The 675-nt window shown below is 69.4% G+C and carries 1 protein-coding gene; it reads left to right on the plus strand.

The annotated features are described in order from the left end of the window. The coding region (locus AC1DS0_RS30790; protein ID WP_476817997.1) for an autotransporter outer membrane beta-barrel domain-containing protein at positions 1 to 675 on the plus strand (675 nt) is incomplete at both ends.

The raw sequence follows: 675 nt of genomic DNA on the forward strand, positions 1-675 counted from the left end.
GCGCCGGGCAACTCGATCGGGACGTTGACGGTCTCCGGCAATGTCGCCTTCGCGAGTGGCTCGACCTATCAGGTCGAGATCAACGCGGCCGGCCAGGGCGACAGGATCGTGGCGTCGGGCTCGGCGACGATCTCGGGCGGCACGGTGCAGGTGCTGGCCGAGAGTGGCAATTACGCAGCCTCGACCAACTACACGATCCTGACCGCCTCGGGCGGGGTCTCCGGCCGTTTCTCGACGGTGACCTCGAACCTCGCCTTCCTGACACCGTCGCTSGSCTAYGACAGCCAGAACGTCACGCTGACGATGACMCGCAACGACAATTCCTTCGGCCCCGATGGCGGCGGAGGCTCCGGCGGTGGCGGCAGCGCTGGCGGCACCTCCATCGCGCAGACGCGCAACCAGGGCTTCATCGCGATCGCGGCGGAGCGGCTCGGGGTCGGCAACCCGGTCTATGACGCGCTGATCTCGGCCACAGTGGCCGAGGCCCGCGCCGGCTTCAACCTGCTCTCGGGCGAGGCGCATGCCCAGGCGGTCAGCGTGATGATCGACGAGAGCCGGCTGGTGCGCGACACCATTCTGGGCCATCTGCGCGGCCCGCTGCTGACGCAGGCGCCCGGTCAGGTCGCGGCGAGTTTCTCCGCCGATCTGCCGGGCCGCAAGGGCGCGGTCGTGATG

It is taken from the genome of Allobosea sp. P4_H5 (assembly GCF_056400825.1).